40 protein-coding genes are annotated in these 24,740 nt (G+C 54.0%); 1 reads left to right on the top strand and 39 read right to left on the bottom strand.

The window, feature by feature from the left end; translation table 11 throughout:
* Nucleotides 1-2: 2 nt before the first annotated feature.
* The 36 genes from rpsK to fkpA all read right to left on the bottom strand — a co-directional run bounded on the left by rpsK (nucleotide 3) and on the right by fkpA (nucleotide 20,372).
* Nucleotides 3-392: a 30S ribosomal protein S11 gene (rpsK, locus tag WCL58_RS17840; RefSeq protein WP_004929731.1), complete on the bottom strand. Its 390-nt coding sequence runs from the start codon at nucleotides 390-392 to the stop codon at nucleotides 3-5.
* A gap of 16 nt (nucleotides 393-408) precedes the next feature.
* Nucleotides 409-765, bottom strand: coding sequence for a 30S ribosomal protein S13 (rpsM, locus tag WCL58_RS17845; protein ID WP_004929734.1), 357 nt, complete (start codon nucleotides 763-765; stop codon nucleotides 409-411).
* Between the two features lie 148 nt (nucleotides 766-913).
* A complete protein-coding gene (gene rpmJ, locus WCL58_RS17850; RefSeq protein WP_002227352.1) occupies nucleotides 914-1,030 on the bottom strand; it encodes a 50S ribosomal protein L36 in 117 nt (38 codons plus the stop codon).
* A 33-nt stretch (nucleotides 1,031-1,063) separates the two neighbouring features.
* Nucleotides 1,064-2,395, bottom strand: coding sequence for a preprotein translocase subunit SecY (gene secY / locus WCL58_RS17855; RefSeq protein WP_004929740.1), 1,332 nt, complete (start codon nucleotides 2,393-2,395; stop codon nucleotides 1,064-1,066).
* Between the two features lie 7 nt (nucleotides 2,396-2,402).
* On the bottom strand, nucleotides 2,403-2,837 hold the full coding sequence (gene rplO / locus WCL58_RS17860; protein ID WP_004929742.1) for a 50S ribosomal protein L15: 435 nt from the start codon (nucleotides 2,835-2,837) through the stop codon (nucleotides 2,403-2,405).
* A gap of 3 nt (nucleotides 2,838-2,840) precedes the next feature.
* Complete coding sequence (rpmD, locus tag WCL58_RS17865; protein WP_048232028.1) at nucleotides 2,841-3,020, bottom strand: 50S ribosomal protein L30; 180 nt, start codon at nucleotides 3,018-3,020, stop codon at nucleotides 2,841-2,843.
* Between the two features lie 6 nt (nucleotides 3,021-3,026).
* The gene (rpsE, locus tag WCL58_RS17870; RefSeq protein ID WP_004929747.1) at nucleotides 3,027-3,527 is read right to left on the bottom strand and encodes a 30S ribosomal protein S5; all 501 of its coding nucleotides are present in this window, start codon (nucleotides 3,525-3,527) and stop codon (nucleotides 3,027-3,029) included.
* A gap of 14 nt (nucleotides 3,528-3,541) precedes the next feature.
* Nucleotides 3,542-3,895 carry a 50S ribosomal protein L18 gene (rplR, locus tag WCL58_RS17875; protein ID WP_004929748.1) on the bottom strand — a complete coding sequence of 118 codons (354 nt, stop codon included), beginning with the start codon at nucleotides 3,893-3,895 and terminating at the stop codon, nucleotides 3,542-3,544.
* A 9-nt stretch (nucleotides 3,896-3,904) separates the two neighbouring features.
* The gene (gene rplF, locus WCL58_RS17880; RefSeq protein ID WP_004929751.1) at nucleotides 3,905-4,438 is read right to left on the bottom strand and encodes a 50S ribosomal protein L6; all 534 of its coding nucleotides are present in this window, start codon (nucleotides 4,436-4,438) and stop codon (nucleotides 3,905-3,907) included.
* Nucleotides 4,439-4,452: 14 nt separating this feature from the next.
* Nucleotides 4,453-4,845 carry a 30S ribosomal protein S8 gene (gene rpsH / locus WCL58_RS17885; protein WP_004929753.1) on the bottom strand — a complete coding sequence of 131 codons (393 nt, stop codon included), beginning with the start codon at nucleotides 4,843-4,845 and terminating at the stop codon, nucleotides 4,453-4,455.
* Nucleotides 4,846-4,875: 30 nt separating this feature from the next.
* Nucleotides 4,876-5,181, bottom strand: coding sequence for a 30S ribosomal protein S14 (rpsN, locus tag WCL58_RS17890; RefSeq protein WP_019456186.1), 306 nt, complete (start codon nucleotides 5,179-5,181; stop codon nucleotides 4,876-4,878).
* A 13-nt stretch (nucleotides 5,182-5,194) separates the two neighbouring features.
* Nucleotides 5,195-5,734 carry a 50S ribosomal protein L5 gene (gene rplE / locus WCL58_RS17895; RefSeq protein WP_004929756.1) on the bottom strand — a complete coding sequence of 180 codons (540 nt, stop codon included), beginning with the start codon at nucleotides 5,732-5,734 and terminating at the stop codon, nucleotides 5,195-5,197.
* Between the two features lie 14 nt (nucleotides 5,735-5,748).
* Complete coding sequence (gene rplX, locus WCL58_RS17900) at nucleotides 5,749-6,063, bottom strand: 50S ribosomal protein L24 (protein ID WP_019456185.1); 315 nt, start codon at nucleotides 6,061-6,063, stop codon at nucleotides 5,749-5,751.
* Nucleotides 6,064-6,072: 9 nt separating this feature from the next.
* Nucleotides 6,073-6,444 (bottom strand): 50S ribosomal protein L14, encoded by a 372-nt coding sequence (gene rplN / locus WCL58_RS17905; protein ID WP_000613954.1) that lies wholly within the window; start codon nucleotides 6,442-6,444, stop codon nucleotides 6,073-6,075.
* Between the two features lie 172 nt (nucleotides 6,445-6,616).
* Nucleotides 6,617-6,871, bottom strand: a complete 255-nt coding sequence (gene rpsQ / locus WCL58_RS17910) for a 30S ribosomal protein S17 (RefSeq protein ID WP_004929760.1) — start codon at nucleotides 6,869-6,871, stop codon at nucleotides 6,617-6,619.
* Nucleotides 6,872-7,063, bottom strand: coding sequence for a 50S ribosomal protein L29 (gene rpmC, locus WCL58_RS17915; protein ID WP_004929762.1), 192 nt, complete (start codon nucleotides 7,061-7,063; stop codon nucleotides 6,872-6,874).
* Nucleotides 7,063-7,473: a 50S ribosomal protein L16 gene (gene rplP / locus WCL58_RS17920; RefSeq protein ID WP_004929764.1), complete on the bottom strand. Its 411-nt coding sequence runs from the start codon at nucleotides 7,471-7,473 to the stop codon at nucleotides 7,063-7,065. Before rplP ends, rpmC begins: the two co-directional genes overlap by 1 nt.
* 12 nt (nucleotides 7,474-7,485) lie before the next feature.
* Nucleotides 7,486-8,184, bottom strand: coding sequence for a 30S ribosomal protein S3 (rpsC, locus tag WCL58_RS17925; RefSeq protein WP_004929766.1), 699 nt, complete (start codon nucleotides 8,182-8,184; stop codon nucleotides 7,486-7,488).
* A 17-nt stretch (nucleotides 8,185-8,201) separates the two neighbouring features.
* The gene (gene rplV, locus WCL58_RS17930) at nucleotides 8,202-8,534 is read right to left on the bottom strand and encodes a 50S ribosomal protein L22 (protein ID WP_002223844.1); all 333 of its coding nucleotides are present in this window, start codon (nucleotides 8,532-8,534) and stop codon (nucleotides 8,202-8,204) included.
* A gap of 14 nt (nucleotides 8,535-8,548) precedes the next feature.
* Nucleotides 8,549-8,827: a 30S ribosomal protein S19 gene (gene rpsS, locus WCL58_RS17935; protein ID WP_004929772.1), complete on the bottom strand. Its 279-nt coding sequence runs from the start codon at nucleotides 8,825-8,827 to the stop codon at nucleotides 8,549-8,551.
* A gap of 14 nt (nucleotides 8,828-8,841) precedes the next feature.
* Entirely contained in the window at nucleotides 8,842-9,666 is an 825-nt protein-coding gene (rplB, locus tag WCL58_RS17940) for a 50S ribosomal protein L2 (protein ID WP_004929775.1), read from the bottom strand.
* 18 nt (nucleotides 9,667-9,684) lie between these two features.
* Nucleotides 9,685-9,987 (bottom strand): 50S ribosomal protein L23, encoded by a 303-nt coding sequence (gene rplW, locus WCL58_RS17945; protein WP_004929776.1) that lies wholly within the window; start codon nucleotides 9,985-9,987, stop codon nucleotides 9,685-9,687.
* Nucleotides 9,984-10,589 (bottom strand): 50S ribosomal protein L4, encoded by a 606-nt coding sequence (gene rplD / locus WCL58_RS17950; protein WP_004929779.1) that lies wholly within the window; start codon nucleotides 10,587-10,589, stop codon nucleotides 9,984-9,986. The genes rplW and rplD overlap by 4 nt, the downstream gene beginning before the upstream one ends.
* A 10-nt stretch (nucleotides 10,590-10,599) precedes the next feature.
* Nucleotides 10,600-11,229, bottom strand: a complete 630-nt coding sequence (rplC, locus tag WCL58_RS17955) for a 50S ribosomal protein L3 (protein ID WP_015379265.1) — start codon at nucleotides 11,227-11,229, stop codon at nucleotides 10,600-10,602.
* A gap of 32 nt (nucleotides 11,230-11,261) precedes the next feature.
* Complete coding sequence (rpsJ, locus tag WCL58_RS17960) at nucleotides 11,262-11,573, bottom strand: 30S ribosomal protein S10 (protein ID WP_001181005.1); 312 nt, start codon at nucleotides 11,571-11,573, stop codon at nucleotides 11,262-11,264.
* A gap of 384 nt (nucleotides 11,574-11,957) precedes the next feature.
* Entirely contained in the window at nucleotides 11,958-12,437 is a 480-nt protein-coding gene (gene bfr / locus WCL58_RS17965) for a bacterioferritin (protein WP_060424586.1), read from the bottom strand.
* 73 nt (nucleotides 12,438-12,510) lie between these two features.
* A complete protein-coding gene (gene bfd / locus WCL58_RS17970; protein WP_015379266.1) occupies nucleotides 12,511-12,705 on the bottom strand; it encodes a bacterioferritin-associated ferredoxin in 195 nt (64 codons plus the stop codon).
* A gap of 130 nt (nucleotides 12,706-12,835) precedes the next feature.
* Complete coding sequence (gene tuf, locus WCL58_RS17975) at nucleotides 12,836-14,020, bottom strand: elongation factor Tu (protein ID WP_015376315.1); 1,185 nt, start codon at nucleotides 14,018-14,020, stop codon at nucleotides 12,836-12,838.
* A gap of 70 nt (nucleotides 14,021-14,090) precedes the next feature.
* Nucleotides 14,091-16,205, bottom strand: coding sequence for an elongation factor G (gene fusA, locus WCL58_RS17980; RefSeq protein ID WP_060428649.1), 2,115 nt, complete (start codon nucleotides 16,203-16,205; stop codon nucleotides 14,091-14,093).
* 93 nt (nucleotides 16,206-16,298) lie between these two features.
* Nucleotides 16,299-16,769: a 30S ribosomal protein S7 gene (rpsG, locus tag WCL58_RS17985; protein ID WP_004956203.1), complete on the bottom strand. Its 471-nt coding sequence runs from the start codon at nucleotides 16,767-16,769 to the stop codon at nucleotides 16,299-16,301.
* Nucleotides 16,770-16,865: 96 nt separating this feature from the next.
* Nucleotides 16,866-17,240 (bottom strand): 30S ribosomal protein S12, encoded by a 375-nt coding sequence (gene rpsL, locus WCL58_RS17990; RefSeq protein WP_004930426.1) that lies wholly within the window; start codon nucleotides 17,238-17,240, stop codon nucleotides 16,866-16,868.
* A gap of 143 nt (nucleotides 17,241-17,383) precedes the next feature.
* The gene (tusB, locus tag WCL58_RS17995; RefSeq protein WP_194572432.1) at nucleotides 17,384-17,671 is read right to left on the bottom strand and encodes a sulfurtransferase complex subunit TusB; all 288 of its coding nucleotides are present in this window, start codon (nucleotides 17,669-17,671) and stop codon (nucleotides 17,384-17,386) included.
* 9 nt (nucleotides 17,672-17,680) lie between these two features.
* Nucleotides 17,681-18,040 carry a sulfurtransferase complex subunit TusC gene (gene tusC, locus WCL58_RS18000; protein WP_033636258.1) on the bottom strand — a complete coding sequence of 120 codons (360 nt, stop codon included), beginning with the start codon at nucleotides 18,038-18,040 and terminating at the stop codon, nucleotides 17,681-17,683.
* Between the two features lie 7 nt (nucleotides 18,041-18,047).
* Nucleotides 18,048-18,437, bottom strand: coding sequence for a sulfurtransferase complex subunit TusD (gene tusD, locus WCL58_RS18005; RefSeq protein ID WP_033636259.1), 390 nt, complete (start codon nucleotides 18,435-18,437; stop codon nucleotides 18,048-18,050).
* The gene (locus WCL58_RS18010) at nucleotides 18,437-19,159 is read right to left on the bottom strand and encodes a helix-turn-helix transcriptional regulator (protein WP_004930418.1); all 723 of its coding nucleotides are present in this window, start codon (nucleotides 19,157-19,159) and stop codon (nucleotides 18,437-18,439) included. The genes tusD and WCL58_RS18010 overlap by 1 nt, the downstream gene beginning before the upstream one ends.
* 373 nt (nucleotides 19,160-19,532) lie before the next feature.
* Nucleotides 19,533-20,372 (bottom strand): FKBP-type peptidyl-prolyl cis-trans isomerase, encoded by an 840-nt coding sequence (gene fkpA, locus WCL58_RS18015; RefSeq protein WP_038878056.1) that lies wholly within the window; start codon nucleotides 20,370-20,372, stop codon nucleotides 19,533-19,535.
* A 356-nt stretch (nucleotides 20,373-20,728) separates the two neighbouring features.
* On the opposite strand from fkpA, the gene WCL58_RS18020 reads away from it, so the two are divergent.
* Entirely contained in the window at nucleotides 20,729-20,956 is a 228-nt protein-coding gene (locus tag WCL58_RS18020) for a SlyX family protein (RefSeq protein WP_033649297.1), read from the top strand.
* A 15-nt stretch (nucleotides 20,957-20,971) separates the two neighbouring features.
* Here WCL58_RS18020 and WCL58_RS18025 read toward each other — a convergent pair whose 3' ends face one another.
* The 3 genes from WCL58_RS18025 to WCL58_RS18035 form a co-directional block, all read right to left on the bottom strand.
* The gene (locus WCL58_RS18025) at nucleotides 20,972-22,144 is read right to left on the bottom strand and encodes a MalY/PatB family protein (protein WP_193158457.1); all 1,173 of its coding nucleotides are present in this window, start codon (nucleotides 22,142-22,144) and stop codon (nucleotides 20,972-20,974) included.
* A 1-nt stretch (nucleotide 22,145) separates the two neighbouring features.
* On the bottom strand, nucleotides 22,146-23,585 hold the full coding sequence (gene nhaC, locus WCL58_RS18030; protein WP_070914498.1) for a Na+/H+ antiporter NhaC: 1,440 nt from the start codon (nucleotides 23,583-23,585) through the stop codon (nucleotides 22,146-22,148).
* 122 nt (nucleotides 23,586-23,707) lie between these two features.
* Nucleotides 23,708-24,736, bottom strand: coding sequence for a LacI family DNA-binding transcriptional regulator (locus WCL58_RS18035; protein ID WP_336851450.1), 1,029 nt, complete (start codon nucleotides 24,734-24,736; stop codon nucleotides 23,708-23,710).
* Nucleotides 24,737-24,740 lie beyond the last annotated feature (4 nt).

Below are 24,740 nucleotides of genomic sequence, written 5' to 3' on the forward strand. Positions count from 1 at the left end.
CGTTACACGCGGCGCTTTTTCGGCGGACGACAACCGTTATGAGGGATCGGAGTCACATCAGTAATATTAGTGATGCGGAAACCAGCCGCGTTCAGAGCGCGGATAGTAGACTCACGACCAGGACCAGGTCCTTTAACCATAACTTCCAGGTTCTTGATACCGTATTCTTTTACTGCGTCAGCACAACGTTCTGCTGCAACCTGTGCTGCGAACGGAGTGGACTTACGAGAACCACGGAAACCGGAACCACCGGCTGTTGCCCAACCCAAAGCATTACCCTGACGATCAGTGATGGTAACGATGGTGTTGTTGAAAGAAGCATGGATATGAGCCACGCCGTCAGAGACTTGCTTTCTTACACGCTTACGTGTACGAACAGGTGCCTTTGCCATTATTCAATAACCCCGATTATTTCTTGATCGGCTTGCGCGGACCCTTACGGGTACGAGCGTTGGTCTTGGTGCGCTGACCGCGTACCGGCAGACCACGACGATGACGCAAACCACGATAGCAACCAAGGTCCATAAGACGCTTGATGCTCAGGGTAATTTCACGACGCAAATCACCCTCAACGGTGTATTTGGCAACTGCATCACGAAGCTTTTCGATTTGCTCTTCAGACAGCTCACTGATCTTAACATTTTCAGCAATACCCGTGGATGCACAGATAGCCTGTGAACGGGTTTTACCGATACCGAAGATCGACGTTAAGGCGATAACGGTATGTTTATGATCAGGAATGTTAATGCCTGCTATACGGGCCACTATGCACTCCTACTATTTTATACAGCAACACCATTCTGAAAAGCCCGTTTTCAGGATACTCAAATAATGTTGCAGTGCGACATACAAAAGATTGGCTGGCTAATCTAGCCAGCTCAACCCAACTTTGCAAGAAAAATATGCGAGATAATCAGCCTTGACGCTGTTTATGCTTCGGCTCGGCGCTGCAAATCACACGAACGACACCGTTACGCTTAACGATTTTGCAGTTACGACATAATTTCTTGACGGAAGCACGAACTTTCATTTTTACTCTCCGTAACTTCTCAAACGAATCTGACTAGCGGTTATAGCCTTTCAGATTTGCTTTCTTCAATGCAGACTCGTACTGACTTGACATCATCAGAGTTTGCACTTGAGCCATAAAGTCCATGATGACGACAACCACGATCAGTAGCGAGGTACCACCAAAGTAGAATGGTACTTTCATTGCATCACGCATGAACTCCGGGATCAGGCAGATGAAAGTAATGTACATCGCGCCCACCAGGGTTAAACGCGTCATTACTTTATCGATATACTTCGCCGTTTGCTCTCCCGGACGAATTCCTGGTACGAAGGCACCGGACTTCTTCAGGTTATCTGCTGTCTCACGCGGGTTGAAGACCAACGCCGTGTAGAAGAAACAGAAGAAGATGATTGCAGACGCATAGAGTAACACATAAAGCGGTTGCCCTGGCTGCAAATACAGCGAAATCGTAGTCAGCCAGTTCCAACCGGTACCGCCCCCAAACCATGATGCAATCGTGGCCGGGAACAGAATAATGCTGGAAGCGAAAATCGCCGGGATAACACCCGCCATGTTCACTTTCAACGGTAAGTGTGTACTCTGTGCTGCATAAACACGACGACCTTGTTGACGCTTCGCATAGTTAACGACGATACGACGTTGACCACGCTCGATGAAAACAACGAAGAAGGTTACTGCAAACACCAATACTGCAACCAACAGCAGCAGGAGGAAGTGCAGGTCGCCTTGCCGCGCTTGCTCGATAGTATGGGCCACTGCCGGCGGGAGCCCCGCTACAATACCCGCGAAGATAATGATCGAGATACCGTTGCCGATACCGCGCTCAGTAATCTGCTCACCCAGCCACATCAGGAACATTGTCCCGGTCACCAGGCTCACAACCGCAGTAAAGTAGAATGCAAAGCCTGGGTTTAACACCAGGCCCTGCATACCAGGCATATTCGGCAGACCGGTAGCAATACCGATCGACTGGAATATGGCCAATACCAGCGTACCGTAACGGGTGTACTGGCTAATCTTGCGACGGCCAGCCTCCCCTTCTTTCTTGATTTCGGCCAACGCTGGATGAACCACCGTCAGCAGCTGGATAATGATCGACGCCGAGATATACGGCATGATCCCCAGAGCAAAGATAGAAGCACGGCTGAGGGCACCACCAGAGAACATGTTAAACATTTCAATGATAGTGCCTCTCTGCTGCTCAAGCAATTTGGCAAGCACAGTGGCATCGATACCAGGAATCGGAATGAAAGAGCCGATACGGAAGACAATCAGCGCGCCGATGACAAACAAAAGTCTGCGCTTCAGCTCGCCGAGCCCGCCTTTAGCACTTTGAAAATCTAATCCTGGTTGCTTAGCCATCTGCTACTTATTCCTCAATTTTACCGCCAGCAGCCTCGATAGCAGCACGAGCGCCTTTGGTGACACGCAGACCACGCAGGGTTACCGGACGAGCGACTTCGCCAGAAAGTACAACTTTCGCGAATTCGATCTGGACACCAACTACGTTAGCGGCTTTCAGCGCGTTCAGGTCGATAACATCGCCTTCAACCAGAGCCAGTTCAGACAGACGAACTTCTGCCGTGATCATCGCTTTGCGTGAAGTGAAGCCGAATTTCGGCAGACGACGGTACAGAGGCATCTGACCACCTTCGAAACCACGACGTACGCCACCGCCAGAACGAGACTTCTGACCTTTGTGACCACGGCCGCCGGTTTTACCCAGGCCAGAACCAATACCACGACCTACACGCTTAGGCGCATGCTTGGCACCTTCAGCCGGAGACAGAGTATTTAAACGCATCTGTTACTCCTCAACTTTAACCATGTAGGAAACCAGGTTGACCATACCGCGAACAGCAGGAGTATCCTCGCGCTCTACGGTGTGACCAATACGACGCAGACCCAGACCGAGCAGAGTAGCTTTATGCTTCGGCAGACGGCCAATTGAGCTGCGAGTTTGTGTAACTTTAATAGTCTTAGCCATGGTCAATTACCCCAGAATGTCGGCAACGGATTTACCACGCTTAGCAGCGACCATTTCAGGAGACTTCATATTCGCCAGAGCGTCGATAGTTGCACGAACCACGTTGATCGGGTTAGTGGAACCATAAGCTTTAGCCAATACGTTGTGCACCCCAGCAACTTCGAGAACGGCGCGCATTGCACCACCCGCGATGATACCGGTACCTTCATGAGCAGGCTGCATGAACACGCGAGAACCCGTGTGAGCGCCCTTAACAGGGTGCTGCAGGGTGCCGCTGTTCAGCGCGACGTTCATCATGTTGCGACGGGCTTTTTCCATCGCTTTCTGGATCGCTGCTGGAACTTCGCGTGCTTTGCCGTAGCCAAAACCAACGCGACCGTTACCATCACCAACTACAGTCAGTGCGGTAAAGCTGAAAATACGGCCACCTTTTACGGTTTTAGATACGCGGTTTACCGCGATCAGCTTTTCCTGCAGTTCGCCAGCTTGTTTTTCGATGTGAGCCATCTTAAACCTCTTCCTTAGAACTGAAGGCCAGCTTCACGGGCAGCATCTGCCAGTGCCTGGACTCGACCATGATATTGGAAACCGGAACGGTCAAAGGATACTTTCGCAATCCCTTTTTCCAACGCGCGCTCAGCCAGAGCTTTACCTACGGCTGCTGCTGCGTCTTTGTTACCGGAATACTTCAGTTGCTCCGCGATAGCTTTTTCTAAAGTAGAAGCGGCTACCAGTACTTCAGAACCGTTTGGAGCAATCACCTGTGCGTAAATGTGACGCGGGGTACGATGTACCACCAGGCGGGTTGCACCCAGCTCTTGGAGCTTGCGGCGTGCGCGGGTCGCACGACGGATACGAGCAGATTTCTTATCCATAGTGTTACCTTACTTCTTCTTAGCCTCTTTGGTACGCACGACTTCGTCGGCGTAACGAACACCTTTACCTTTGTAAGGCTCAGGACGACGGTAAGCGCGCAGATCTGCTGCTACCTGGCCAATAACCTGCTTATCAGCGCCTTTCAGCACGATTTCAGTTTGGCTTGGGCATTCAGCAGTGATACCTGCCGGCAGCTGGTGATCGATAGGGTGAGAGAAGCCCAGGGCCAAATTCACCACGTTGCCTTTAACGGCAGCACGATAACCAACACCTACCAGTTGAAGCTTTTTGGTGAAGCCTTCGGTAACACCAACAACCATTGCGTTCAGCAGAGCGCGCGTGGTACCCGCTTGAGCCCATGCGTTAGCAAAACCTTCGCGCGGAGCGAAAGTCAGTGCGTTAGCTTCTTGCTTCACTTCAACGGCGTCGTGGATAGTACGAGTCAACTCGCCGTTTTTACCCTTAATCGAAATAACCTGACCGTTGAGTTTTACCTCTACGCCGGCAGGAATGACGACGGGTGCTTTTGCAACACGAGACATTCTTTCCTCCCGAATTAAGCTACGTAGCAGATAATCTCGCCACCCAGACCAGCCTGGCGAGCTGCACGATCGGTCATAACACCTTTAGAGGTAGAAACAACAGCGATACCCAAACCGGCCATAACTTTTGGCAGCTCATCTTTTTTCTTGTAGATGCGCAGACCTGGACGGCTGATACGTTGAATGCTTTCTACCACAGCTTTGCCCTGGAAGTACTTCAGTACCAGTTCCAGAACAGGCTTGGCGTCGCCTTCGATTTTGAAATCTTCAATAAAACCTTCTTCCTTCAGCACGTTGGCAATTGCCACTTTCAGCTTGGAGGAAGGCATGGTGACCGCAACTTTGTTCGCGGCTTGACCGTTACGGATACGGGTCAGCATATCCGCGATCGGATCTTGCATGCTCATCTGTCTTTACTCCCGTGATTCAATTGGTAATTACCAGCTAGCCTTTTTCAAGCCTGGTACTTCACCGCGCATAGCGGCTTCACGAAGCTTAATACGGCTCAACCCGAATTTGCCCACATAACCATGTGGACGGCCAGTTTGGCGGCAGCGTTTACGCTGACGAGACGGGCTGGAATCACGCGGCAGAGTTTGCAGCTTGAGAACGGCATCCCAACGATCTTCATCGGACGCGTTCACATCAGAGATAATAGCTTTCAGTTCAACGCGTTTTGCAAAGAACTTGTCAGCTAATTTCACGCGCTTGACTTCGCGTGCTTTCATTGATTGCTTAGCCATCAGTAACCCTGCCTTACTTGCGGAACGGGAAGTTAAAAGCAGCCAGCAGCGCGCGGCCTTCATCATCAGATTTCGCAGTAGTGGTAATGGTAATATCCAAACCACGAACGCGATCGACTTTGTCGTAGTCGATTTCTGGGAAGATGATTTGCTCACGCACGCCCATGCTGTAGTTGCCACGGCCATCGAATGACTTGGCGGACAGGCCACGGAAGTCACGGATACGTGGAACAGCAATGGAGATCAGACGCTCAAAGAACTCCCACATGCGTTCGCCACGCAGAGTTACTTTACAGCCGATCGGATAGCCCTGACGGATTTTGAAGCCTGCAACAGATTTGCGGGCTTTGGTGATCAACGGTTTTTGACCGGAGATGGCTGCCAGGTCCGCTGCGGCGTTATCCAGCAGTTTCTTGTCAGCAATCGCTTCACCAACACCCATGTTCAGGGTGATCTTCTCGACCCGAGGGACTTGCATGACAGAGTTGTAATCAAACTGAGACATCAGTTGTTTGACTACCTCGTCTTTGTAGTAATCATGCAGTTTCGCCATCGTATTACTCCAAATTACTTGATAGTTTCGCTGTTAGACTTGAAGAAACGGACTTTTTTGCCCTCTTCGAATCTAAAGCCTACACGGTCAGCCTTGCCGGTAGCCGCGTTGAAGATAGCAATGTTAGAAACCTGAATTGCAGCTTCTTTCTCAACAATGCCGCCTGGTTGGTTCAGAGCCGGAACCGGCTTCTGGTGTTTCTTAACCAGGTTGATGCCTTCAACAATGACCTTGCCAGCAGACAGGACATTTTTTACTTTACCGCGCTTACCTTTGTCTTTCCCGGTAATCACGATAACTTCGTCATCACGACGGATCTTCGCTGCCATGTTCGCTCCTTAGAGTACTTCTGGTGCCAGAGAGATAATTTTCATGAACTTCTCATTACGCAGTTCACGAGTTACCGGCCCAAAAATACGCGTACCGATTGGCTGCTCGCTGTTATTGTTCAAAATAACGCATGCATTGCCATCGAAGCGAATGACAGAACCGTCCGGGCGACGTACACCCTTCTTGGTGCGCACCACTACCGCCTTCAGAACATCGCCTTTCTTCACCTTACCGCGAGGAATTGCTTCCTTGATGGTAATTTTGATGATGTCGCCGACGCCTGCGTAGCGACGGTGCGAGCCACCTAGAACCTTGATACACATTACGCGACGTGCACCGGAGTTGTCGGCGACGTTCAGCATAGTCTGTTCTTGGATCATTTTAGTGCTCCGCTAATGTCAACTACTACTTTAAAGACCCAAGTAAAAATTAGGCCGTTGAAAAGCCCCATAACCGAGGGCGCAGCATTATAACACCGCTTACTTGGTATGGGTAGAAAAAATAAACGGCTCATTTTCTGAGCCGTTTATTAAGTGAGAGCCAGCTACTCTATTACAGAATCGCTTTCTCTACAACGCGAACCAACGTCCAGGACTTAGTCTTGGACAGTGGGCGGCATTCGCGGATTTCCACCACGTCGCCGGTACCACATTCGTTGTTCTCGTCATGTACGTGCAGCTTGGTCGTACGTTTGATGAATTTCCCGTAGATCGGGTGCTTCACAGTACGCTCGATAGCAACAACGATGGATTTCTCCATTTTATCGCTAACAACACGACCCTGCAGGGTACGGATAACTTCAGTCATTTACACACCCGCCTTTTGAGTCAGTAAAGTCTTAACGCGTGCGACGTCACGACGCACTTGTTTCAACAGGTGAGTTTGTTGCAGCTGGCCACTGGCCGCCTGCATGCGCAAGTTGAATTGCTCACGCAGCAGGTTGAGCAGCTCGGCATTCAGCTCTTCAACGCTTTTTTCACGCAGCTCTTGTGCTTTCATTACATCACCGTCTTAGTTACAAAGGTGGTTTTGATCGGCAGTTTCGCTGCTGCCAGTTTGAATGCCTCGCGGGCAACCTCTTCTGGCACGCCGTCCATTTCGTACAGGACCTTACCAGGCTGGATCAGGGCAACCCAATACTCCACGTTACCCTTACCTTTACCCATACGCACTTCCAGCGGCTTCTCGGTGATCGGTTTGTCCGGGAATACACGGATCCAGATCTTGCCTTGACGCTTAACTGCACGAGTCATTGCACGACGAGCTGCTTCGATTTGACGAGCAGTCAGACGGCCACGGCCAACAGCTTTCAGACCGAAAGTGCCGAAGCTAACATCCGTACCTTGCGCCAGACCACGGTTGCGGCCCTTGTGCACCTTACGGAATTTTGTACGCTTTGGTTGTAACATCAGCGACTCTCCTTACTTGCGGCCTTTACGCTGCTGCTTTTTAGGTTGAGCAGCCGGTTCCGGTTGTTCAACTGCAGCCATACCACCCAGGATCTCACCTTTGAAGATCCATACCTTAACGCCGATTACACCATAAGTGGTGTGCGCTTCAGATGTGTTGTAGTCGATGTCCGCACGCAGAGTGTGCAATGGAACACGACCTTCGCGGTACCATTCGGTACGTGCGATTTCGGCGCCGCCAAGACGGCCGCTTACTTCAACTTTGATACCTTTAGCGCCAAGACGCATTGCGTTCTGTACTGCACGCTTCATAGCACGACGGAACATAACGCGACGTTCCAGCTGAGAAGTGATGCTGTCAGCAACCAATTTAGCGTCGAGTTCCGGTTTACGGACTTCGGCGATGTTGATCTGTGCAGGAACGCCAGCGATGTCCGCTACGACCTTGCGCAGTTTTTCGACGTCTTCACCTTTCTTGCCGATAACGATGCCTGGGCGAGCAGTGTGAATGGTCACACGGATGCTCTTCGCAGGACGCTCGATAACGATGCGAGAAACGGAAGCTTTCGACAGTTCCTTAGTCAGGAATTGACGAACTTTAAAGTCGCTGTCCAGGTTGTCAGCGAATTCTTTGGTATTCGCATACCAAGTAGAGTTCCAAGGTTTGACAATACCCAGGCGAATACCATTAGGATGTACTTTCTGACCCATTGCTAGTCTCCAGAGTCTCAGCGATCGGACACAACCACAGTAATGTGGCTGGTGCGCTTCAGGATGCGATCTGCACGACCTTTTGCACGCGGCATAATGCGCTTCATGCTTGGGCCTTCGTCTACGAAGATTTTCGTAACTTTCAGATCATCGATGTCAGCGCCATCGTTGTGTTCTGCGTTAGCAATGGCAGACTCCAGCACTTTCTTAACCAGACCAGCAGCTTTCTTGTTGGTGTAGGTCAGAGTTTCCAGAGCTTGCGACACTTTCTTACCGCGAATCAGGTCAGCAACAAGGCGAACCTTCTGAGCAGAAGAACGAGCGTGGCGATGTTTAGCGATAGTTTCCATCTCTTCCTCCTACCTTAGCGCTTTTTAGCTTTTTTATCAGCCGCATGGCCGCGATAAGTACGAGTCGGCGCGAATTCACCCAGTTTGTGACCGACCATTTCATCGGAAACGAACACTGGTACGTGCTGACGACCATTATGGACAGCGATGGTCAAACCGATCATGTTAGGAAAGATCGTTGAACGACGGGACCAAGTGCGCAAAGGCTTCTTGTCACCGCTTTCCACCGCTTTCTCTACCTTCTTCAGCAAGTGCAGGTCAATAAAAGGACCTTTCTTGAGAGAACGTGGCATGGCTTATCCTCTAATTATTTTTTGCTACGGCGACGTACGATGAACTTATCAGTACGCTTGTTGCTACGGGTCTTCTTACCTTTGGTCTGAACGCCCCACGGAGTTACCGGGTGCTTACCAAAGTTACGACCTTCACCACCACCGTGCGGGTGATCTACCGGGTTCATCGCCGTACCGCGAACGGTAGGACGAACACCACGCCAACGTGCAGCACCTGCTTTACCCAGAACGCGAAGCATGTGTTCAGCGTTACCGACTTCACCCAGGGTGGCGCGGCAATCAGCTGGAACTTTACGCATTTCGCCGGAGCGCAGACGCAGAGTTACGTAGGAACCATCACGAGCAACGATCTGAACGTAGGCACCAGCGGAGCGAGCCATCTGGCCGCCTTTACCTGGTTTCATTTCTACGTTGTGAACCGTTGAACCAACTGGAATGTTGCGCATCGGCAGGGTGTTACCCGCTTTGATTGCAGCATCAACGCCAGATTGAATCTGGTCACCAGCTTTCAGGCCTTTCGGCGCCAGGATGTAACGGCGTTCGCCGTCTTTGTACAGAACCAGCGCGATGTTCGCGGAACGGTTCGGATCGTACTCCAGACGCTCAACCACAGCAGGGATACCGTCTTTGTTGCGCTTGAAGTCAACCAGACGATAATGTTGCTTGTGGCCACCACCGATATGACGGGTGGTGATACGGCCATTGTTGTTACGACCACCGCTTTTGCTCAGTTTTTCCAGCAGCGGGGCATAAGGTTTACCCTTGTGCAGCTCAGGGTTAACCACTTTAACAACGTGGCGACGACCCGGAGATGTAGGTTTACATTTAACAATTGCCATTGTTCTTACTCCTCCGACTTACTCTGCGCCGCCGATGAAGTCCAGATTCTGGCCTTCTTTCAGGGTGACGTAAGCTTTTTTCCAGTCGCTACGACGACCAACACGCTGACCGTGACGCTTCACTTTCCCTTTAACTACCAGGGTGTTCACGTCTTTGACTTCGACTTCAAACAGTTTCTGCACTGCAGCTTTGATTTCTGCTTTGGTCGCGTCTTTGGCAACTTTGAGAACGATGGTGTTGCTTTTTTCCATCGCAGCGGATGCTTTTTCAGATACGTGCGGTGCACGCAGCACTTTCAGCAAACGTTCTTCACGGATCATGCCAGCATCTCCTCAACTTGCTTCACAGCATCAGCAGTCATAACCACTTTGTCGAAGGCGATCAGGCTAACCGGATCGATACCTGCTACATCGCGCACGTCAACCTTGTACAGGTTGCGAGCTGCCAGGAACAGATTCTCATCCAGTTCACCGGTCACGATCAGCACGTCTTCCAGAGCCATATCTTTCAGTTTCTGTGCCAGCAGCTTAGTTTTAGGCGCTTCTACAGAGAACTTCTCGACAACGATCAGACGATCTTGACGTACCAGTTCGGACAGGATGCTTTTCAGCGCGCCGCGGTACATCTTTTTGTTTACTTTCTGACTGTGGTCCTGTGGCTTAGCAGCAAAGGTCACGCCGCCTGAACGCCAGATCGGGCTCTTTACAGAACCTGAACGCGCACGGCCGGTGCCTTTCTGACGCCATGGCTTTTTGCCGGAACCAGTTACTTCAGCACGGGTCTTCTGAGCACGAGTACCTTGACGGGCACCTGCTGCATAAGCAACAACAACCTGGTGTACCAGCGCTTCGTTGAAATCACGACCGAAGGTAGTTTCGGAAACAGTCAGCGCGCTTTGCGCGTCTTTCAATACTAATTCCATTGCTATCCCCTTACGCCTTCACAGCTGGTTTAACGATCAGGTTGCCACCGGTTGCGCCCGGTACAGCACCCTTAACCAGCAGCAGGTTGCGCTCAGCGTCAACACGTACTACGTCCAGGCTTTGAACGGTTACGCGCTCATCACCCAGGTGGCCAGCCATTTTCTTGCCTTTGAACACTTTGCCCGGAGTCTGGTTCTGACCGATAGAACCCGGAACGCGGTGAGACAAGGAGTTACCGTGGGTAGCGTCTTGGGTACGGAAGTTCCAGCGCTTAACAGTGCCAGCAAAACCTTTACCTTTAGAAGTACCGGTAACATCGACTTTTTTAACGTCAGCGAAGATTTCTACGCTAATTTCCTGACCTGCAGCGAACTCTTGACCTTCTTCCAGGCGGAATTCCCACAGACCACGGCCAGCTTCAACGCCAGCTTTAGCGAAATGGCCCGCTTCCGGCTTGGTTACACGGTTAGCTTTTTTGCTACCAGTGGTAACCTGAACGGCACGGTAACCGTCGGTGTCCAGGCTTTTAACCTGAGTCACGCGGTTCGCTTCAATTTCAATTACGGTTACTGGGATAGAAACGCCATCTTCAGTGAAGATACGGGTCATACCCACTTTTTTACCGACTAAACCAATCATTGTTTCAACCTCTCAATCGCTCAATGACCTGATTAACCCAGGCTGATCTGCACGTCTACACCGGCAGCCAGATCCAGACGCATCAGAGCATCAACGGTTTTCTCGGTTGGCTCAACGATGTCAACCAGACGCTTGTGAGTGCGAATCTCGTACTGATCGCGCGCGTCTTTGTTGACGTGCGGAGAGATCAGAACGGTAAAGCGCTCTTTGCGAGTTGGCAGCGGGATCGGACCACGGACTTGCGCACCAGTGCGCTTTGCAGTCTCGACGATTTCCGCGGTTGATTGATCGATCAGACGATGATCAAACGCTTTCAGGCGGATACGGATTCTTTGGTTCTGCATGAGACCAGAGCTCCAATTATTTATAAACGTAAATAATTACTCCTCACACCCATTTCGATTGATGGGGGAGTGTAATCGTCAACATATAACCCCCATATCGGGAGTATTGTTCGAAAGGCAAAAAAGGCCTGCCAATCGACTGATTCGCTAAAATCAGGCTTACCAAGATTAGGTAAGCCCGCGCATTATACGCAAAATGGCCCAGGAAGCAAGCCGCAGTTGGAAATATGCTCAGGAAATCGTCATTTTTGCGCGTTCAGCGGCAGTGGGCGGGTTAACACGGTGAACAGGGAATGAATTATGCTTAGGGCGGGTTGAATTCTCCCCTGCCCCACCGTAAAAACGGCCGCCGGCAGGAGAGACGATGACGAACGGAAGACAGGCTTACTCTTTGCGCTCTAGAACCTGGGCCTGGGCATAGTTTTGAATACCGAGGCGAGCGATCAGATCCAGCTCGGTTTCCAGCCAGTCGATATGCTCTTCTTCATCAGCCAGGATATCGATCATCAAATCGCGGCTGACGTAATCATGAATCGAGTCGGCATAGGCGATACCTTCACGCAGGTTTTTAGCGCCTGCCAGCTCCAGCGCCAGATCGGAACGCAGCATCTCTTCAATGTCTTCGCCGATGTTCAGCTTGCCGAGATCCTGCAGGTTAGGGAGCCCTTCCAGGAACAGGATACGCTCGATGTAGCGATCGGCATGCTTCATTTCGTCGATCGACTCGTGGTATTCCTTGTCGTTGAGGCGCATTAAGCCCCAATTCTTGAACATGCGGGCGTGCAGGAAATATTGATTGATGGCAACCAGCTCGTTGCCGAGCAGCTTGTTGAGGTGAGCAATGATCTTTTTATCGCCTTTCATAGGTAACTCCTCCTGGCCAGTTCTAAAAGTGTAGAACCTGTAAGCCAAGAGTCAAAAATAACCTTACCCTTTGTTAGGCAACTTCATGCATTGGGATGATAGTTCCGCGTTCCTCCACCATAATCTGTCTTGCCTGACGAATGCACTTTCCACAATCGGTACCAATCGGCACAAGTTCACGCAGCTGCTTCATGGTATGGGGATTGTGCTGACGCACCGCATTACGGATCGCTTTGTCAGTCACCGCATTACACAGACATACATACATAGAGAGACTCACTTCTTAACCAATGCATTGAGTCTAAATAGGAATGGTTTTTATTTCAATTAAGATTTGAACAAATTGCATAAAAAAAGGGCACCGAAGTGCCCTTTTTGTGTCGAAAAATTATTCGCGATTAAGCGATAACTTTAGCAACAACACCAGCGCCTACAGTACGGCCGCCTTCACGGATTGCGAAACGCAGACCGTCGTCCATCGCGATTGGGTGAATCAGGGTTACAACCATGTTCACGTTGTCGCCTGGCATTACCATCTCTACGCCTTCTGGCAGTTCGATGGTACCGGTCACGTCAGTAGTACGGAAGTAGAACTGTGGACGGTAGCCTTTGAAGAATGGCGTGTGACGACCACCTTCATCTTTGCTCAGGATGTACACTTCAGATTCGAACTGGGTGTGCGGCTTGATAGAGCCTGGCTTAGCCAGTACCTGACCACGTTCGATTTCTTCACGTTTGATACCACGCAGCAGAACACCTACGTTCTCACCAGCACGGCCTTCGTCCAGCAGTTTGCGGAACATTTCAACGCCAGTACAGGTAGACTTAACGGTGTCTTTGATACCAACGATTTCAACTTCTTCGCCAACTTTGATGATACCGCGCTCAACACGACCGGTAACAACGGTACCACGACCGGAGATGGAGAATACGTCTTCGATTGGCAGCAGGAACGGCTTGTCGATAGCACGCTCTGGCTCTGGGATGTAGCTGTCCAGGGCTTCGGCCAGTTCGATGATTTTCGCTTCCCACTCAGCTTCGCCTTCCAGCGCTTTCAGCGCGGAACCGCGGATTACCGGCAGGTCGTCGCCTGGGAAGTCGTAAGCGGACAGCAGTTCGCGAACTTCCATTTCTACCAGTTCCAGCAGCTCTTCATCATCTACCATGTCGCATTTGTTCATGAATACGATGATGAAAGGAACGCCAACCTGACGACCCAGCAGGATGTGCTCACGAGTCTGAGGCATTGGGCCGTCAGTCGCAGCTACTACCAGGATCGCGCCGTCCATCTGAGCAGCACCGGTGATCATGTTTTTCACGTAGTCGGCGTGCCCTGGGCAGTCAACGTGCGCGTAGTGACGAGTCGGGGTGTCATATTCAACGTGAGAGGTGTTGATGGTGATACCACGAGCTTTTTCTTCTGGCGCGTTATCGATCTGGTCGAAAGCACGTGCAGAACCGCCGTAGGTTTTAGCCAGTACGGTGGTGATCGCTGCAGTCAGGGTAGTTTTACCGTGGTCAACGTGGCCGATAGTACCAACGTTAACGTGCGGTTTTGTACGTTCAAATTTTTCTTTAGACACGGCTATATTCCTTACTATAGCGCTCTCCCCTTCTGGAGAGAGCACGGGACTTTGGTTTTAACCCTGCGGCTTATTTGCCACGGGCTTCGATTACGGCCTGAGCGACGTTGTTCGGTGCATCATCATACTTCAGGAATTCCATGGTGTATGATGCGCGACCTTTAGTCAGAGAACGCAGCTGAGTTGCGTAGCCGAACATTTCGGACAACGGTACTTCAGCGTGGATCTTAACGCCAGTCACTTCAGATTCCTGACCGCGCAGCATGCCGCGACGACGGCTCAAGTCACCGATAACGTCACCGGTGTTCTCTTCTGGAGTCTCAACTTCAACCTTCATGATAGGCTCAAGCAGAACTGGTTTCGCTTTCTTAAAGCCTTCTTTAAAGGCGATAGACGCGGCCAGTTTAAACGCCAGTTCAGAGGAGTCAACGTCGTGGTAAGAACCGAAGTGCAGACGAATACCCATGTCTACTACCGGGTAACCAGCCAACGGACCAGACTTCAGCTGCTCCTGGATGCCTTTATCAACGGCAGGGATGTATTCGCCAGGAATTACACCACCTTTGATGTCGTTGATGAACTCGTAACCTTTCGGGTTAGAGCCCGGCTCCAGTGGGTACATGTCGATCACAACGTGACCGTACTGACCGCGACCACCAGACTGCTTGGCGTGCTTACCTTCAACATCGGTAATCTTCGCGCGAATCGCTTCGCGGTAAGCTACCTGAGGTTTGCCCACGTTAGCTTCAACGTTGAATTCACGCTTCATGCGGTCAACGATGATGTCGAGGTGCAGTTCACCCATACCGGCGATGATGGTCTGGTTAGACTCTTCGTCAGTCCATACGCGGAATGACGGGTCTTCTTTAGCCAGACGGCCCAGAGCCAGACCCATTTTTTCCTGGTCAGCTTTGGTTTTCGGTTCAACGGCGATAGAGATTACCGGCTCAGGGAATTCCATACGCTCCAGGATGATTGGAGAGTCTGGGTCACACAGGGTGTCCCCGGTGGTCACGTCTTTCAGACCGATCGCAGCGGCGATGTCGCCTGCGCGAACTTCTTTGATCTCTTCACGCTTGTTAGCGTGCATCTGAACGATACGGCCGAAACGCTCGCGCGCAGACTTAACGGAGTTCAGCACGGTGTCGCCGGAGTTAACAACGCCGGAGTACACGCGGAAGAAGGTCAAGTTACCTACGAACGGGTCGGTAGCGATTTTGAACGCCAGAGCAGAGAACGGCTCGTCATCACTTGCGTGACGCTCAGCCGGAGTGTCTTTACCGTCGTCCAGGATACCGTTGATCGCAGGAACGTCAGTTGGTGCCGGCAGGTATTCGATTACCGCATCCAGCATCGCCTGCACGCCCTTGTTCTTGAACGCAGAACCACAGGTAACCAGGATGATTTCGTTGTTCAGTACGCGCTGACGCAGAGCGGACTTGATTTCTTCCTCGGTCAGCTCTTCGCCGCCCAGGTATTTTTCCATCAGCTCTTCGGAAGCTTCCGCAGCGGACTCGATCAGGTTCTGGCGCCATTCTTCAGCCAGATCCATCATGTCAGCCGGCACGTCTTCGTATTCGAAGGTTACGCCTGCGTCTTCTTCGTTCCAGTTGATCGCCTTCATCTTCACCAGGTCGATAACGCCGGTGAATTTGTCTTCTGCGCCGATAGCCAGCTGCAGAGGAACAGGGTTAGCGCCCAGACGAGATTTGATCTGGCCAACAACTTTCAGGAAGTTAGCACCCATACGGTCCATTTTGTTAACGAACGCGATACGTGGCACTTTGTATTTGTTAGCCTGACGCCATACGGTTTCAGACTGTGGCTGAACACCACCAACAGCACAGTAAACCATTACCGCGCCATCCAGCACACGCATGGAACGTTCTACTTCGATGGTGAAGTCAACGTGCCCTGGGGTGTCGATGATGTTTACGCGATGCGGTTCGAACTGCTTGGCCATACCAGACCAGAAAGCAGTAGTCGCTGCAGAAGTGATGGTAATACCACGCTCCTGCTCCTGTTCCATCCAGTCCATGGTGGCAGCGCCGTCATGAACTTCACCGATTTTGTGGTTTACACCGGTGTAGAACAGAATACGTTCGGTAGTGGTGGTTTTACCGGCGTCGATGTGAGCACTGATACCGATGTTGCGGTAGCGTGCAATGGGTGTTGTACGAGCCATTTGATTCCTCTATTCCTAGGGCGTTCAAGTTCAGTTAACCCAAGCGGGCCGATTTGACGCGCCCGCTTGGTTAGCATGACTACAGCCGGGTGATTACCAGCGGTAGTGGGCGAACGCCTTGTTGGCTTCGGCCATACGGTGAACGTCTTCACGCTTCTTAACAGCAGAACCTTTGTTCTCTGCTGCGTCAGACAGCTCGTTCGCCAGGCGCAGAGCCATGGATTTATCACCGCGTTTACGTGCAGCATCAACGATCCAACGCATTGCCAGAGCATTACGACGAACCGGGCGGACTTCAACTGGTACCTGATAAGTAGAACCGCCAACGCGACGCGACTTAACTTCTACAGTCGGGCGAACGTTGTCGAGAGCGACTTCGAAAGCTTCCAGGTGATCTTTACCAGAACGCTGAGCCAGGGTCTCCAGCGCGGTATAGACGATTGCTTCTGCAGTAGATTTTTTACCGTCTACCATCAGGATATTTACAAATTTGGCCAGCAGCTCAGATCCGAACTTAGGATCTGGCAGGATTTTACGTTGGCCGATTACGCGACGACGTGGCATGGAAATACTCCGTTGTTAATTCAGGATTGTCCAAAACTCTACGAGTTTATTTTGACATTAAAGTTAAAACGTTTGGCCTTACTTAACGGAGAACCATTAAGCCTTTGGCTTCTTCACGCCGTACTTGGAACGAGCTTGCTTACGGTCTTTAACACCGGAGCAGTCAAGTGCACCACGGACGGTGTGGTAACGCACACCTGGCAGGTCTTTTACACGACCGCCACGGATCAGGATTACGGAGTGTTCCTGCAGGTTGTGGCCTTCGCCACCGATGTAGGAAGTTACTTCGAAACCGTTGGTCAAACGCACACGGCAAACTTTACGCAGTGCGGAGTTTGGTTTTTTCGGGGTAGTGGTATATACGCGGGTGCATACGCCACGTTTCTGCGGGCAGGCTTCCAGCGCTGGAACGTTGCTTTTAGCAGCCTTCACAGAGCGTGGTTTGCGAACCAGCTGGTTAATTGTTGCCATTAAAAAAGCTCCTGGTTTTTGCTTCGTACTAGCTTCGTAAACATGTGATAAATCCCCTCGTATGCACTACTGGCAAAGTACGAGGACGCAGAATTTTATGGCTGACCAGTATGGGTGTCAAGAAATATACAACATCACTCTCATCACCAGGCCATTTGGCTGCGGTGTTGTTCGGTTAATTCAACGAAGTGATTATAGCCGACGGCAGTGATTTTGTGCGAAAAATGACCAACCAATCCCCGGGCTTCCAGGTCGTCCTGCAGCGCATAAAGGGATATGGGGGCGGCGAGCAGTAATTCAAGATGGGCGCTGCCGGCAAGGCCGGCGAGCACGCCGTCCTGCAGCAGCAGCAGCGCATCGCCCTCTGCCGTCAGGCGCAGCAGCGCAGGTAAGTCACATTGGTTTGGCGAATGGCTCAGGGTATACAGCATCAGAGGATCCTAAAACGTCATCACGGCGTCGTAGCCGGCCAGTTCGCGGCGCAGTTCGTCCGGCGCCAGCACTTCCGCATCCAGCACCCAATCGGTCACCTGGCTCAGCCCACGTTCCTGCAGCGAAGCCTGGCACAGATAGCACCGCTCCACGTCATACAGCGGCAGCACGCCGAAGGTGGCAATGTAATTGCGTGCCAAAATCTTTTCCGGTTGCTGCCCCGGCAACAGTTGCAATACGCCATCGCCGACAAAAAACACCCCCAAGTCTTCGCTGAGCGCCGACGTGGCGAGCAGCGCATCCAGCCCTTCCCTGCCGCCGGCGCCGCCGTGCGGCCCGTGGGTGAAAACAAAAGCGACTCGTTTCATCATATCCTCAGAACTGCACCAGACGGTCGCAACTCAGCGACGCTTCGGCCAGGGAACCCAGCCCGCTCAGGGTAAAACCGGGCTGCAGGTTGGCGCTTGCCAGCCCCTGTTGCGCCGCCTCCTGCTCGTCGGTGACGCCACGGCGCAACGCAGCAGCAACGCAGACGTTGAGCGCCACGCCGTGTTGCTGCGCCAGCTGCGTCCAGCCGCGCACCAGGTCGAACTCGTCGCTGGCCGGCGCGGTCAGCTGGTTGGCGTTCAACACCCCTTCACGGTAGAAAAAAACGCTGGAAAGCCGGTGCCCTTTCGCCAGCAGGGCCTGAGCGAACTGATAGGCGCTGCTGGCCTGCTGCGTGCCGTAAGCCGGGCCGGTGACCAACAGACAATAATCGAGCATCAACGGTCGCTTCCCAACAGATCGCCGCTCTTGAACTGGCGGATATACAGATACACGGTGTGTTTGGAGATATTCAGGCGATCCGCCACCTGGTTGATCGCATCCTTGATGTCGAAGATGCCTTTCTCATAGAGATTGAGCACCACCTGGCGATTCTTGGCGTTATTGGACACCGAGCGGTCGGCGTTCACCTCTTCAATGGTGAACTCCAGCGTCTGCGCCACCAGATCGTCGACGGAAGAAGCGAAATTCACCGACGACGGCACGTCCTGCGTGGCCGGCGGCATAAAGGTCTGCATGATCTGCGAGAACGGCACGTCGAGGTTCATGTTGATGCACAGCAAGCCGATCACCCGCTGCTCGCGATTGCGAATGGCGATGGTCACCGACTTCATCAACACGCCACTCTTGGCGCGGGTGAAGTAGGCTTTCGACACGCTGCTGTCGTCGCCGGCCATGTCATGCAGCATGCGCAGGGCAAGGTCGGTGATCGGCGAGCCGATTTTGCGCCCGGTATGCTCGCCGTTGGCGATGCGTACCGCTGAGCTGTTCAGGTCTTCCAGCGCGTGCAGTACGATCTCGCAATGGCCGCCGATCAACATCGCCAGCCCGTCGACCACCGCTTCATAGGATTTCAGGATTTCATGATCCGTTTGAGTAAACGGACGTTCATTCAGCAAATCAAGTTCGCTGGCTTCGCTGGATAAAAGCGAATTCGACATCGAAGATACCACCCTCATAGATCGCCTGTGCCAGGGGGCGCAGCTAAAACCGCTCGGACCGGATCGCTGCCGTCGTCGGCACGCCGCAGCGCGGCCGGCTGAGAGCGGCATCAAACGGCACGATGACATCCGCAGGCGAGGCGGCCGGGAACAATTTTAGGTACACGCCCTAAGGGGCAGACGCATGACTGATAAATCAGAATTATTAGTCTAGCAAAGCGGCCGGAGCAAAGTCCTTGCGTTTGCGCGTGGTATTGACGTTAAGCCCGATGCCCGGCAGGCGTCAAGCGTTCAATGGAGAGAGAGGCGGCGGCTGCCGAAATGAAAACCGCCGCGGAGGGCATCCGCGGCGGTGGCAAACAGAGCGACGATGTTATTTCGCTTTGGTAGCGGCTTTCGCGTCAGCCGGTTTTTCAGCTTTAGCGTCGGCTTTCGGCGCCGCTTTCACGTCCAGCAGCTCAACGTCGAAGACCAGCGTGGAGTTAGCCGGGATGCCCGGAACGCCGGTTTTACCGTAGGCCAGCGCCGGTGGGATCACCAGCTTGATTTTGCCGCCTTTCTTGATGTGCTTCAGGCCTTCGGTCCAGCCTGGGATCACGCCGTCCAGACGGAACGACAGCGGCTCGCCGCGGGTGTAGGAGTTATCGAACTCGGTACCGTCGGTCAGGGTGCCTTTGTAGTTCACTACCACGGTGTCGCTGTCTTTCGGTGCTTCACCCGCGCCCGGTTTCTCTACCTGGTACAGCAGGCCGGATTCGGTTTTCTTCACGCCTTTTTCTTTAGCGAAGCTGTCGCGGTACTTGGCGCCTTTGGTTTCGTTGTCCTTGGCGTCCTGTTCCATCTTCGCCTGAGCGGAAGCCTTCACGCGCGCTTCGAAGCCCTGCAGGGTCTTCTCGATGTCGGCATCGTTCAGCTTGCTCTTGTTGGCGAACGCGTCCTGAACGCCGGCGATCAGCTGATCTTTGTCCAGCTTGATGCCCAGCTTCTCTTGCTCTTTCAGAGAGTTGTCCATGTAACGACCGAGAGAGGCGCCCAGTGCGTAAGCCGCTTGCTCGTCGTCGTTTTTGAACTTGCCGGTGCTCGGTGCTGCTGCCGCGTCCGCTGGTTTAGCGGCTTCTGCCGGTTTGGCGGCATCGGCTGCCATGACCTGGGTCGCATTCAGAGCAAAAGCCATGGTGGTTGCCAGAAGCGTGACTTTAAACAAAGATTTCATCCATTTCTCCAGTGTCTGAAGCAATGCCCCAAACAATCATTAGGTAAGATAACCGGGCTACTATAGCTGCCTGAAACAAAACAAAACAGTCGCACAGGTAACCAATCGAGTCAAAGTGTGACTCCCGCTTTGCCAAGAAGTTTCCCACCGCGTGCTACTCGCATGATAAATCAGATTTTTCTTGCAGAATATTCGGCGAGGTTAGCAAAAAACGGCGTATCAGGCGCGCAACTTTTCAGCACTTTACACTGCCGATCGCAACGTTGCGCGCCGTCTGGAGAAATAGCGCGAGCAAACCCGGCGCCAGCTGTTACCATAGCGCCGAATCAGGATTTTATCGCGTCAGAGGTAGCCTCATGCACAACGCCGACACTCAACGCCTGCTACAGCGGCTTGAAGAACTGGAGAGCCGTCAGGCCTTCCAAGAGCTCACCATCGAAGAGCTCAACCAGACCGTCATCCAGCATCAAATGGAAATGCTGAAGATGCGCGAACATCTGCGCATGTTGACCGACAAGCTGCGCTCGACCCAAACCTCAATGATCGCCTCGCAATCGGAAGAAACGCCTCCGCCGCACTATTGAGGGCCCGCCATGCGGTTATTTCAGGCGTGCCAGCCCTGCGACGGCACGCTCGAGATACCGGCGCGGGCATCCCAGGTTGATACGGATAAAACCGCTCCCCTGCGGGCCGAAACCGCTGCCCATCGACGGCGCCAGCTTCGCCACCGCCACCAGCGCCTGCTGCAAGTCAGCATCGTTCAAACCCAGCGAGCGGCAATCCAGCCAGGCGAGATAGGTCCCTTCAGCCTGGGTCATCGTGCACCAGGGCGCGGCGTCCGCCAGCGCCTGCTTAAACCAACGCCGGTTCTCCGCCAGGTAGTCGAGCAGCTCATCAAGCCAGGCCGCGCCCCGTTGATAGGCCGCGGTCGCCGCCGTCATCGACAACGCGTTGAACACATCCAGCCCGTGGGCGTTCAGCCGATCGACAAACGCCTGCCGAAGCCAGGCATTGGGGATCAGGAAATTCGAAATGCGCAGCGAGGAAAGGCCGAACGTTTTGCTGGCGGACGTCGCCGCAATGACCCGCTCGCGATATTCCTCGCCCAGATGCAACACCGACGTAAACGTCTCGCCGGGCAGCAGCAGATCGGCCCAAATTTCATCGGAGATCACCGTGACGTCGTGGGCGTGGCAGAGCGCCATGAGCCGCTCCAGTTCATCACGGCGCCAGCAACGGCCGGTCGGGTTGTGCGGATTGCACAGTAACAACAGCGGCGGTTTACGCTGCGCCAGACAGGCGGCCAGCTGGTCGAAATCGATCCGGTATCCCTGCGGGGTTTCCAGCAGCGGGTTTTCAATCACCTCTCTGCCGTTCATGGTGACTATCTTGGCGAACGAGCCATAATACGGCCCCTGCACCACCACGCCATCCCCCGGCTTGCTGAGCAGTTGGATCAGCATCGCCAACCCCGGCACTACCCCTTCAATCGACGTGAACCATTCGCGCCGCAGCGGCAAGCCGTGCCGCTTGGCAAACCAGTCGATCGCCGCCTCATAGTAAGCGTCGTCGCGTTCGCTGTAGCCAAAGACGCCGTGGTCCACCCGCTGATGCAGCGCCTGTTGCACCTCCGGCGGGCACGGAAAGTCGAAATCGGACACCCACATCGGCAACAGTTCACTGCCGTCCAGTTGCAGATAGCGGTCGATGAAGTCCCACTTCACGGAGCCGGTGTTGTGGCGATCGATGATGGCGTTGAAATGACTCGTCATGTCAGGCTTCCTTACGCTGCAAGTCGTTCTGAGGTTGGAGTTTGGCGATACCGAAGCCGGTAAACCCATAAATCAGGGCGAACACCACCGCGGCATAACATTGGATCGCCCACGGCAGCAGATCGAGGGTGCTGACCCCCAGCGTGGTGGCCATGTAAATGCCGGCGGCCGTCCACGGGATCAGCGGTTCGATGACGGTGCCCGCATCTTCGACGGTGCGCGACAGATTTTTGTTGTCCAGCCCCATGCGTCGATAGGCCCCTTTGAACAGCTCCGCCGGGATCAGCAGCGCCAGCTTGCCGTCGCTGGTCGCGCCGGTCACCAGGATAGTGGTGGCAACGGTGGCGGCGATCAGCTGGCCGGTGGTGTGCACCACTTTCAGCAGCCGGCTGATGATCACCGTCAGCGCGCCGGTCAGCGTCAGGGCGCCGGCGAAGGAAAAGGCGCAGAACACCAGCAGGATCGTACTCATCATCGAGAACATGCCGCCGCGGTTCAGCAGGCGCGGCACATCGGCGACGATCCCTTCGACGTTATGGCCCTGAGTGGCGAACATCGACAGATTGAAGCCGTCCATCAACGCATTCAGCCCCTGCTGCAGGCTAAAGCCCTGCAGCGCGACGCCGATGGCGATCGCCAGCGCGCAGGCGGCCAGCATGACGGGGATCACCGGCCGTTTGGTCACCGCGCCCCACAGCACCAGCACCGGCGGCAGGATCAGCAGCAGATTGAAGTGGTACAGCCCCTCGAGCGCACCGACAATTTCGGTCACTTTCTCGGGCGTTGCCACACTGCCCACCGCACCGGTGTGGCCGGCGATCAGGTACACCACGGCGGCCAGGATAAAACTCGGCAGCGTCGTGTACATCAGATGCTGGATATGGCTGTAGAGATCGGTATCCGCAACGATAGCCGCGAAGTTCGTCGAATCGGACAACGGCGAAATTTTGTCGCCGAAGTAAGCGCCGGACACCACCGCCCCGGCCGCGGCGGCCAGCGGCACGTCCAGACCGGCGGCCACGCCCATCAGCGCCACGCCCACGGTGCCGGCCGCCCCCCACGAGGTGCCGGTGCACACCGAGATCACGCTGGTGATGAAGAACGCGGCGATCAGAATGTATTGCGGGCTGATCAGCTTCAGCCCCCAATACACCATGTAAGGGATGGTGCCGCTGATCATCCAGGTGCCGATCAGGCCGCCCACGCAGATCAGGATCAGGATAACCGGCATCGCCTTCGCCAGCTTGGCCACGATGGCCTCGATGATGTCGTCCCAGCGGTAGCCTTGCCACCAGGCTAACGCCGCGGCGATGGCGGCGGAAACCAGCAGCAGCGGTTCAATGCGCAGGCCAAACTGGCCATAGCCGATGATGAGCAGCAACAGCATGGCCACAATCGGCAGCGTCGCCAGCCCAAGGTTGAGCGTTTTCTTATTATCCATATACGGCTCCTGTTGAAGATGGGGTACTGCAACAGCGTAATGGCTTCGGTAATTGGAGGATGTGAGCGCAGGCAACCGGCCATGTAATCGGTTTCATGAGATGGCGTTGTGTGAGCCGTCTCTCATTCGCCGAGCTTGCTTTGCTCATGCGGTTCGCCGTCGGCTACGGAGTCTCGCAGGATAAGTTCGGCCGAAAAGCGGTTGTTCCGTGGCGCGATGTCGCTGCCGCTGTGGATCTGTAGCGCCAGGCGCGCGGCACGCCGAGCCATTTTCTCGATGGGATAATGCACGGTGGTCAACGCGGGGTGGAGATACTTCGCCAGGGCAATGTCGTCAAAACCGACGATCGACAGCGCTTGAGGCAGCTGAATGTGCCGTTGGTGGCAGGTACGCATCATGCCGGCGGCCATTACGTCGTTGAAGGTCACTGCGGCGGTGAAGCATGGGTCGCTGGCCAGCACGCGCTCGGCCGCCAGTTCGCCCCCTCGCTCGTTGAAGGGCACGCTGATGATCCAGCTGCCGGGTACCTCAATGCCGGCGGCGACCATGGCCTTGCGGTAACCCGCTAACCGCTGCGCGCGGTCGTCGATCGGCAGATCCGCCGTCACGCAGGCAATTCTCCGATGCCCCTGGCGTATGAGCAACTCGGTCGCCGTCTGCGCCGCATTGGCGTTGTCGAGCCAGATGCAACGGTTGGCGATGGCGGGCAGATAACGATTGATCAGCACCAGCGCAGGCGTGTGGGCGGCGTAGCGCAGCAGCTCCTCCTCCCCCATGCGCGTGACGTGCGCCACGATGGCTTCGCATCCCTGGTTGATGAGAAAATCAAGGCCGCTTTTTTCCAGCTCGGCCTGATGCCCGCCGCTGCACAACATCAACCGCACGCCGGCCTGCCGCGTGATGTCTTCCACGCCCCGCGCCAGGCGTGAAAAAAACGGATCGTCGAGGTTGCCGGTCAGCAATCCCAGCATATTGCCGCTTCTTTTCGCCAGCGCCAGCGCGGCGGCGTTGCGATGGTAGTTAAACTCGCGCATCGCTTTCTCGACGCGTTCGCGGGTCACCGGTTCAACGTAGGCGGTATTATTGATCACCCGGCTGACGGTGGCCGTGGAAACGCCGGCGCGGCGCGCAACGTCTTTCATGGTGGCCATGGCA

The organism is Serratia sp. TMDUHS_CL, from assembly GCF_037137105.1.
GTDB classification, from domain to species: domain Bacteria; phylum Pseudomonadota; class Gammaproteobacteria; order Enterobacterales; family Enterobacteriaceae; genus Serratia; species Serratia nevei.

Excerpts from the sequence above, each read along its gene's own strand:
- rpsL (WP_004930426.1), bottom strand. The coding sequence starts at position 17,240 with ATGGCAACAATTAACCAGCTGGTTCGCAAACCACGCTCTGTGAAGGCT.
- rpmC (WP_004929762.1), bottom strand. The coding sequence starts at position 7,063 with ATGAAAGCACAAGAGCTGCGTGAAAAAAGCGTTGAAGAGCTGAATGCC.
- rpsJ (WP_001181005.1), bottom strand. The coding sequence starts at position 11,573 with ATGCAGAACCAAAGAATCCGTATCCGCCTGAAAGCGTTTGATCATCGT.
- rplB (WP_004929775.1), bottom strand. The coding sequence starts at position 9,666 with ATGGCAATTGTTAAATGTAAACCTACATCTCCGGGTCGTCGCCACGTT.
- rpsH (WP_004929753.1), bottom strand. The coding sequence starts at position 4,845 with ATGAGCATGCAAGATCCGATCGCGGATATGCTGACCCGTATCCGTAAC.
- rplO (WP_004929742.1), bottom strand. The coding sequence starts at position 2,837 with ATGCGTTTAAATACTCTGTCTCCGGCTGAAGGTGCCAAGCATGCGCCT.
- rpsE (WP_004929747.1), bottom strand. The coding sequence starts at position 3,527 with ATGGCTCACATCGAAAAACAAGCTGGCGAACTGCAGGAAAAGCTGATC.
- tusB (WP_194572432.1), bottom strand. The coding sequence starts at position 17,671 with ATGCTGTATACCCTGAGCCATTCGCCAAACCAATGTGACTTACCTGCG.
- fusA (WP_060428649.1), bottom strand. The coding sequence starts at position 16,205 with ATGGCTCGTACAACACCCATTGCACGCTACCGCAACATCGGTATCAGT.
- bfd (WP_015379266.1), bottom strand. The coding sequence starts at position 12,705 with ATGTATGTATGTCTGTGTAATGCGGTGACTGACAAAGCGATCCGTAAT.
- rplF (WP_004929751.1), bottom strand. The coding sequence starts at position 4,438 with ATGTCTCGTGTTGCAAAAGCACCCGTCGTCATTCCTGCCGGCGTAGAG.
- rpsC (WP_004929766.1), bottom strand. The coding sequence starts at position 8,184 with ATGGGTCAGAAAGTACATCCTAATGGTATTCGCCTGGGTATTGTCAAA.
- rplP (WP_004929764.1), bottom strand. The coding sequence starts at position 7,473 with ATGTTACAACCAAAGCGTACAAAATTCCGTAAGGTGCACAAGGGCCGC.
- rpsG (WP_004956203.1), bottom strand. The coding sequence starts at position 16,769 with ATGCCACGTCGTCGCGTAATCGGCCAACGTAAAATCCTGCCAGATCCT.
- rpsQ (WP_004929760.1), bottom strand. The coding sequence starts at position 6,871 with ATGACTGAAGTTATCCGTACCCTGCAGGGTCGTGTTGTTAGCGATAAA.
- rplN (WP_000613954.1), bottom strand. The coding sequence starts at position 6,444 with ATGATCCAAGAACAGACTATGCTGAACGTCGCCGACAACTCCGGTGCA.
- rpsN (WP_019456186.1), bottom strand. The coding sequence starts at position 5,181 with ATGGCTAAGCAATCAATGAAAGCACGCGAAGTCAAGCGCGTGAAATTA.
- rplW (WP_004929776.1), bottom strand. The coding sequence starts at position 9,987 with ATGATCCGTGAAGAACGTTTGCTGAAAGTGCTGCGTGCACCGCACGTA.
- rplC (WP_015379265.1), bottom strand. The coding sequence starts at position 11,229 with ATGATTGGTTTAGTCGGTAAAAAAGTGGGTATGACCCGTATCTTCACT.
- rplE (WP_004929756.1), bottom strand. The coding sequence starts at position 5,734 with ATGGCGAAACTGCATGATTACTACAAAGACGAGGTAGTCAAACAACTG.
- WCL58_RS18010 (WP_004930418.1), bottom strand. The coding sequence starts at position 19,159 with ATGTCGAATTCGCTTTTATCCAGCGAAGCCAGCGAACTTGATTTGCTG.
- WCL58_RS18025 (WP_193158457.1), bottom strand. The coding sequence starts at position 22,144 with ATGACGAGTCATTTCAACGCCATCATCGATCGCCACAACACCGGCTCC.
- WCL58_RS18035 (WP_336851450.1), bottom strand. The coding sequence starts at position 24,736 with ATGGCCACCATGAAAGACGTTGCGCGCCGCGCCGGCGTTTCCACGGCC.
- rpmD (WP_048232028.1), bottom strand. The coding sequence starts at position 3,020 with ATGGCTAAGACTATTAAAGTTACACAAACTCGCAGCTCAATTGGCCGT.
- secY (WP_004929740.1), bottom strand. The coding sequence starts at position 2,395 with ATGGCTAAGCAACCAGGATTAGATTTTCAAAGTGCTAAAGGCGGGCTC.
- rplV (WP_002223844.1), bottom strand. The coding sequence starts at position 8,534 with ATGGAAACTATCGCTAAACATCGCCACGCTCGTTCTTCTGCTCAGAAG.
- tusC (WP_033636258.1), bottom strand. The coding sequence starts at position 18,040 with ATGAAACGAGTCGCTTTTGTTTTCACCCACGGGCCGCACGGCGGCGCC.
- nhaC (WP_070914498.1), bottom strand. The coding sequence starts at position 23,585 with ATGGATAATAAGAAAACGCTCAACCTTGGGCTGGCGACGCTGCCGATT.
- rpsS (WP_004929772.1), bottom strand. The coding sequence starts at position 8,827 with ATGCCACGTTCTCTCAAGAAAGGTCCTTTTATTGACCTGCACTTGCTG.
- rplD (WP_004929779.1), bottom strand. The coding sequence starts at position 10,589 with ATGGAATTAGTATTGAAAGACGCGCAAAGCGCGCTGACTGTTTCCGAA.
- tusD (WP_033636259.1), bottom strand. The coding sequence starts at position 18,437 with ATGCTCGATTATTGTCTGTTGGTCACCGGCCCGGCTTACGGCACGCAG.
- rplX (WP_019456185.1), bottom strand. The coding sequence starts at position 6,063 with ATGGCAGCGAAGATCCGTCGTGATGACGAAGTTATCGTGATTACCGGG.
- WCL58_RS18020 (WP_033649297.1), top strand. The coding sequence starts at position 20,729 with ATGCACAACGCCGACACTCAACGCCTGCTACAGCGGCTTGAAGAACTG.
- rpsK (WP_004929731.1), bottom strand. The coding sequence starts at position 392 with ATGGCAAAGGCACCTGTTCGTACACGTAAGCGTGTAAGAAAGCAAGTC.
- rpmJ (WP_002227352.1), bottom strand. The coding sequence starts at position 1,030 with ATGAAAGTTCGTGCTTCCGTCAAGAAATTATGTCGTAACTGCAAAATC.
- rplR (WP_004929748.1), bottom strand. The coding sequence starts at position 3,895 with ATGGATAAGAAATCTGCTCGTATCCGTCGTGCGACCCGCGCACGCCGC.
- bfr (WP_060424586.1), bottom strand. The coding sequence starts at position 12,437 with ATGAAAGGCGATAAAAAGATCATTGCTCACCTCAACAAGCTGCTCGGC.
- fkpA (WP_038878056.1), bottom strand. The coding sequence starts at position 20,372 with ATGAAATCTTTGTTTAAAGTCACGCTTCTGGCAACCACCATGGCTTTT.